We start from the raw sequence: 7168 nt of genomic DNA on the forward strand, positions 1-7168 counted from the left end.
CCTACAATTTCAAGAATATCTTTCTCATCATCGACCAATAAGATTCTAATATCTTTCTTTTTCATAATTCGTTTTAGTTGCGTTTGTGATGGTAAAGATAACGATAAATCGAAATGAAATTATGACTTAACAATTATTTAATCTCTTAACGATTTAATAACGAACTAGAAACTTATTGATAATAAGTCAATAACAATTGAATAACCTAGCAACTCTTTCTTTGCCCCAAATTAATAACCCAACAAGATGAAGATTAAATTTCTATTTTTTGCAGTACTTTTTTCCGTTATTTCATGGGCTCAAAATGCTACTGTAAAAGGACAAATTTTAGACAAGGAAATGAAGAACGAACCGCTTCCATTTGCTACCGTAATCATTAAAGAATCTAAACAAAATACCGCAACCGATGAAAATGGAAATTATTCATTTACCATGCCGGCTGGGAACTATACACTTGTAATCACTTATTTGGGTTATGAAACCAAAGAAATTTCTTTCACAGTTGCGGCTGGAGAAGTTAAAGTTATCAATCATATTTTAGCATCTACTGGAGGTGAAGAGTTAAAAGAAGTAGTTGTAGAAGTTCAATATAGTAGAGAAAAAGAAAGTGCTTTGTTGCAAGAACAACAAAAAGCAGTTGAAATCAAGCAAAGTATTGGTTCGCAAGAATTATCTCGAAAAGGAATTAGTGATGTAGAAGAAGGACTAACAAAAATTACCGGGATTTCAAAAGTAGAATCTAAAGGTTTGTTTATTAGAGGCTTAGAGGATCGTTACAACAATTTATTGGTAAATAATTTAGCGGTACCATCTAACAGTCCGTTCAAAAAAATTATTCCATTGGATCAATTTCCTACTGATGTTGTAGGTTATATTGACGTTTTTAAAACCTTTAATCCAAATATTTATGGTGATTTTGCTGGCGCAACTATTGATGTTAAAACCAGTCAAAATACGAAAGGTCAAACAAAAATTAGTTTTGGGACCGGTTTTACAACCGATAATAATTTAAGTGATTTTTTATTGTCTAAAGATGCCAACAACTCAAAAAGTTATTTTGGATTTGGCGGACAAGAGCGAAAATTACCAAGCGGATATGGGAGTGTACCTGCAGGAAGAATAAACAACGATTACAATTCTTCTTGGGATGTAAATAAAGTGAAAGCACCATTAAATACAAGTACAGGGATTAGTCATTCTGGAAAATTTGATGTGGGATCGAATAACTTATATTATGTATTTGCTACTAATTTTGACAATAAATACCAAATTAGAGAAGGTGTAGATCGTACGTTTTCTCAAGGACAAGGAATCTATGATAACAATTTAGAAAAAAAGCAATTTAAATTCCAAACTCAAGCGTCTTCATTATTGGGATTACAATTTAAAGGCGATCGTCTTAAATTTAATTATACCGGATTATATTTAAAAACTACGGAAAATTTAATTCAAGATCAGGTTGGATATACCCGAACTGCCGTTCAAAATCCAAATGAATTTATTCGATTAAATCAATACGAACAATCGGATTATTTCGCCAATCAATTCTTTGGAAGTTACAAACTAACTAGTGATGACAAACATTCCCTAAATGGTGGTATTTCTTATACCCGAACAAAATACAACCAACCGGATAGAAAATTCATCACGGGAACAAAAATTTCGGACACAGAAATCAACACGCAGTACGGTAGTAATAATTTATTGCGTCAGTTTTTTAATATTGACAACAATTTCCATATGTCGGGAAATTTAGAATACAACTACAAATTTGGAAATATTGAAAATAACCGCAACAAATTGTCTGTTGGATACAGTGGCTTTGCAGAATATATGGTGTCTAAATTTAGATTTACGTTTGGAAATCCAAATAATGGAGCTGCACCTTACAACACGCCTGTAAATGATATTGATTCTTTTATTCAAGATGATATTGCTAGCAATTTCTTATCATTCACAGAACAATCGACTGCTGAATGGAAAACAAAAGTATTCCAAAGAGCCGATGGGGTTTACACAAATTTACTGTTGAATCTGAATGAAAAATTAGAATTTAATGTGGGGCTTCGTGCAGAAAATACAATTAGAGAGTATAAATATAAATCTATTGTTGACCCAATTACAAACCCATACCGAAGTAAAACGAATGACAACTTATACATTTTGCCTTCATTAAATGTAAAATATGCCCTAAAAGACGATCGTAATTTGCGTTTTGCCGTTTCTAAAACGTATACAAAACCGGTACTTTTTGAAAGCTTAGACATCAATTTAATCAATGCAGATGGTACTACCGAGTTAGGTAATTCAGATTTAGAAAACAGTGAAAACTACAATGCTGACTTAAAATTTGAAATATTCCCTACCCCGAAAGAAATGTTTGCAGCTACTTTGTTTGCCAAATATATTGACCAGCCAATTGAAAGAACGATTTTAGCAAGTGCAACGGGAAGTGGACAAACAATTACGTATTTTAACAATAATAGCGCCACCTTATTTGGAGCAGAATTTGAAGCCTTAGTTCAATTGAGTAGATTTAACGAGAATTTAGATGGTTTCTCGCTTGGATTTAACACTTCATTAATGCTAACCGAATCCAAAATTGATTTAAAAAGACCTGGTTCAGATTTTGATACGTTTACAAAAAGAAATCTTCAAGGTGCATCAAACTGGTTGTTAAATACCGATCTTAAATATGAATTTGATTTAGGTAGCAATTGCAAAAACACGGCTTCATTAGTTTATAATGTTTATGGTGAACGCATCTATGCTGTGGGTATTGCTGGTTATGACCACATTTATGAAAAACCTTTTCACAAATTAGATTTTGTTTGGGGAAGTTCGATCAACAAAAAATGGGATCTTAAATTTGCTGTAGATAATATTTTAAACCCATTATATACCAGAGAACGAGGAACTGACAACAAAATAACGATCGAGGAATCTTCATTAGTAGAGCAATCTTATAAAAGAGGTGTTGGATTCTCAACGAGTATATCTTATACATTTTAATATTAAAAAGAGCAGTTAACTGCTCTTTTTTTTGTTTACATAAAAGCAACATTGTTTTTACGATTATATGATTTTTCAGTAACCTTTTTATAATAGTAAAAAAACATTCAAAAAATATAGTCGTTCTACATTTGTCAAAACAATTAAAAACAAACACACATGAAACATTTATTTTTAAGTCTTACTATTTTAGGCGCATTATTTACAGGTTGTTCTACAGATGACGACGAAGGAGAACTTAGACCTGTTGAAGGAGAACTTACAGGTTCAATTACAACAAACAGAACAATTGCATTTGGAAACTATACCCTAAATGGAATTGTAACGATAGAAAGTGGCGTAACTGTTACTTTTGATGCTGGTTCAACCATTACTGCAAATGCTACCAATGGTGTAGATGCATTAGTAGTAAAAAATGGTGGTAAATTAATTATGAACGGGACAGCTACTCAACCTATTGTATTGACAGAGGCTTCAGGTGTACCAGGATCTTGGGGAGGAATCATCATGTATGGTGATGCACCCATTAATGGATCTGGCGGAACAACTACTAGAGCGTCTGAAGATGGATTAAATTTAATGTATGGCGGAACAAATGCAGCGCATAATGGTGGTGCTTTACGTTACGTAAGAGTAGAATATGCTGGTAAAAAAATTACAGATGGAACAAGTGAAATGAATGGTTTTTCATTCTATTCTGTAGGTTCAGGAACAATTTTAGAAAATTTAGTTTCTTACAAAGGTGCAGATGATGGTTTCGAATTTTATGGCGGAACAGTTAGCGCTCGTAATTTAATATCTTATGGAAACTTTGACGATTCTTTCGACTGGCAAGATGGATGGAAAGGACAGAACAATACCAACTGGTATGCTTACCAAGTAGGAACTGGAAATTTTGGAATGGAAATCGAGGCTTCAAACAATAACAATGCTTATTGGCCAGTTATTTCTAACATTACTTTAAAAAGAGCTTCAGGCACAATTACTGAAGGTGGTTCTTCTGCTGCAGAATATGATGCCATCCAATTTAAAAAACAAGGTAATGGTGATTTTTCAAATATACTAATTGAAGGATACACAACAACAGGAGCAACTGCAGTTAGAATACAAGACACAGGTACTAATAATGATCAAGTGAATGGTAGTAAAATTAAATTAACTGCTGTAAAAATTAATAGTGGTACCTCACAATTTGCAGGTGCTGGTACATTAAGTGTTACTTTCCCTTCAGGACAGTATACAACAAGTACTACGGCTACAGGTGCAAGTTTAACAGCCGGAAATTGGGCAACTGTTGGTGGTGTAAACTTATTACAGTAATCATAACATTCACAATACTTAAAAATCCCTCATGTGAGGGATTTTTTTTTAGCATTCTATTTGTAATACTTTTTTTAGTATCTTTACCTCATATTTTTAGTTGCGAATGAAAAAAAAATACACTTTTATTCTTTTATTGTTGTTGGTTTTAGGCTCATTTAGTGCACAAGCACAAGAAAGCAAATCAGTAGCGACCTCTAAAACTCAAGAGCCTATCATTGAGGGGCTTAGTATTTACCCTAACCCTACTAACAGCGGAAGAATATATATATCAACCAAATTATCATTGGATAAAAAAGTAGAAATATATAATGTTCTAGGGAAAAAAGTGTTGGAAACAGTCATTACTTCAAAAGAAGTAAATCTAAGCAACCTCACCGCTGGTGTATACATCATCAAAATCAAAGAAGGAGAAGCTACTGCAACCCGCAAGCTGATTATCAACTAAACAATTTTTTACTTGTATCTTATTCAAATTAAATAAATCTTTATGAAAAAACTTTACACTTTAATAATCATTTTATTTGTTGCCATTTCGTCACAAGCTCAAGTAGTCATCAGCCAAGTTTATGGTGGTGGTGGAAATTCTGGAGCTACTTACAACAAAGATTTTGTTGAATTATTTAACAGAGGTACTTCCGCAGTGGATATTTCTGGATGGTCTATTCAATATCAATCCGCAACAAATGTCGCTAACACATGGAATTTTAATGTAATTCCAGCAAACACAACAATTCAGCCAGGAAAATATTTTTTAATTGCATTTGGCACTGCAAGTACAACAAATGGGATTGCTTTACCTGCAATTGATTTTGATTATGTTTCTGGAACACCTGCACCTTTAGCTATGGCTGCAGCCTCTGGTAGAGTTGCTTTAGTAAACACAAATACTGCTTTACCCATGGGATGTAATGCTGGTAATACAAATATTGTTGATTTAGTAGGCTTTGGGCCAACCACAGTTTGCTCAGAAACTTCTCCAACTCCTGTTTTATCTGCTACTTTATCTGCACAAAGATTGAATAATGGATGTACCGATAGTAATAATAACAGTACTGATTTTAATATTGCTGCACCTGCACCAAGAAATTCTAGTACTGCTGCATACAGCTGTACAGCGCCAAGTCTTTCATTATTAAGCCCGGCAAATAACACTGTTTTTAATCCACTTACATCAAGTGTAAATATTTCATTTGCAATAAATAATTTTGTTGTTGGAAACCCTGGAACCGGAATAGATGGACACATTCATTACACTATTAATGGTGGTTCAGTTGTAATGAAATACGATACAACCCCAATTACTGTTCCAGTAACGGCTGGAACTACTTACACGATAGCAATTCAATTAGTAAACAATTCTCATCAACCATTATCACCAGCTGTGGGAGCAACTGTTACTTTTACTGTTGACTTATTTGTTACTGTTGCTGATTTAGCTGCCTTAAGAGCTCATGTGGCTGCAAATGGTGCTGGAAAATATTATCAAGTTTCAAGCTCACCTATAGTTACATACACACGAGCTACTCGTAATCAAAAATATGTGCAAGACACCTCTGGAGGTATCTTAATTGATGACAATGTAACTGCGCCAGGTGTAATCACAACTTCATTAACTGCTGGAGATGCCATTTCAGGATTAAAAGGTCAATCAGTTTTATTTAGTGGATTGTTACAAATAACTCCTTTAGCAAATGTAACCATATCTTCTACTGGAAATACAACAACTCCTCAAGTAGTTACAATTGCACAATTAAATAGCGCTGTAACAGCGGCTACTTATGAAAGTGAATTAGTACAAATAAATGGTGTTACTTTTGACACAACAACAGCTAACTTCCCATTAAGCACTGATGCTGCAGCTAATATAAATTTAACTATTGGTTCTGATGTGTTAACTTTTAGAACTGCTTTCTCTGAAGCAAATTATATGGGGACAGCTAAACCAACAAGTGCAACAAATATTATAGCTTTAGTTGGAAGATTTAATACAACAGCGCAAGTTACTTCTAGAAACTTAACTGATTTGAATGCTCCTTTATCATCTAATTCTTTTGACAACATCAACGGTTTAACAATGTATCCAAACCCTTTATCAGGAAACACTTTATATTTGACGTCAACTGCAAATGCAGCAATGTCAATTGAAGTCTATGACCTTTTAGGGAAAGAAGTGTTGAAAGCCAATGTGGTAAACAATGCCGTAAACGTAGCAAAATTAACGTCAGGTGTATACGTAGTTAAAGTAACCGAAGAAGGAAAAACAGCTACTCGCAAACTTGTTGTTCAATAAATGAAATGCTGAACCAAGTTTGGAAGCACAAATAATAAAAAGCATCAACGAAAGTTGGTGCTTTTTTAATTATCAGCAATTTGTTTCCTATTTTTGCACCATGATTACACCCGAGGGCATCTTCCATATTGGTTCCAAAAAAGAATTTGAAAAAATTACTTTAAAAGTCTTTCGTTACCAATACGACACCAATAAGGTGTACCAACAATTTTGTCAGTTTTTAAACAAAGACAAAACCAACGTCAAATCAATCGCTGAAATTCCGTTTTTACCCATACAATTTTTTAAAAGCCATGACGTCATTAGTTCAAACGAACCCGTGCAACAAACTTTTACGAGTAGTGGCACCACGGGCATCCAAACCAGCAAACATTTGGTCACCGATGTTCGATGGTACGAACAAAGTTATCGACTGAGCTTCTCCCAATTTTATGGCAACATAGAAGATTATTGCGTTTTGGCCTTGCTTCCTTCCTATTTAGAACGTGAAGGGTCTTCATTAATTTATATGGTGAAAGATTTAATTGAGAGCAGCCGTCAGGA

At 33.9% G+C, this 7168-nt stretch carries 4 protein-coding genes and 1 pseudogene; all 5 read left to right on the forward strand.

Translation table 11 applies throughout. The features are described from left to right. The first annotated feature begins 246 nt into the window (after nt 1–246). Complete coding sequence (locus ACIQ6Z_RS08370; protein WP_396210443.1) at nt 247–3012, forward strand: carboxypeptidase-like regulatory domain-containing protein; 2766 nt, start codon at nt 247–249, stop codon at nt 3010–3012. A 159-nt stretch (nt 3013–3171) separates the two neighbouring features. Further along, nucleotides 3172–4332, forward strand: coding sequence for a hypothetical protein (locus ACIQ6Z_RS08375; protein WP_396210444.1), 1161 nt, complete (start codon nt 3172–3174; stop codon nt 4330–4332). Between the two features lie 106 nt (nt 4333–4438). After that, a complete protein-coding gene (locus tag ACIQ6Z_RS08380) occupies nt 4439–4780 on the forward strand; it encodes a T9SS type A sorting domain-containing protein (protein ID WP_396210445.1) in 342 nt (113 codons plus the stop codon). A 42-nt stretch (nt 4781–4822) separates the two neighbouring features. Beyond that, nucleotides 4823–6625, forward strand: coding sequence for a lamin tail domain-containing protein (locus ACIQ6Z_RS08385; RefSeq protein ID WP_396210446.1), 1803 nt, complete (start codon nt 4823–4825; stop codon nt 6623–6625). Between the two features lie 100 nt (nt 6626–6725). Further along, nucleotides 6726–7168 (forward strand): annotated as a pseudogene (locus ACIQ6Z_RS08390) (acyl transferase); the annotation flags it as partial.

The organism is Flavobacterium sp. (assembly GCF_044376915.1).
In the GTDB taxonomy this organism is placed as follows: Bacteria; Bacteroidota; Bacteroidia; order Flavobacteriales; family Flavobacteriaceae; genus Flavobacterium.

Coding starts and splice junctions, on each gene's coding strand:
- ACIQ6Z_RS08375 (WP_396210444.1), top strand. CDS start 3,172: ATGAAACATTTATTTTTAAGTCTTACTATTTTAGGCGCATTATTTACA.
- ACIQ6Z_RS08380 (WP_396210445.1), top strand. CDS start 4,439: ATGAAAAAAAAATACACTTTTATTCTTTTATTGTTGTTGGTTTTAGGC.
- ACIQ6Z_RS08370 (WP_396210443.1), top strand. CDS start 247: ATGAAGATTAAATTTCTATTTTTTGCAGTACTTTTTTCCGTTATTTCA.
- ACIQ6Z_RS08385 (WP_396210446.1), top strand. CDS start 4,823: ATGAAAAAACTTTACACTTTAATAATCATTTTATTTGTTGCCATTTCG.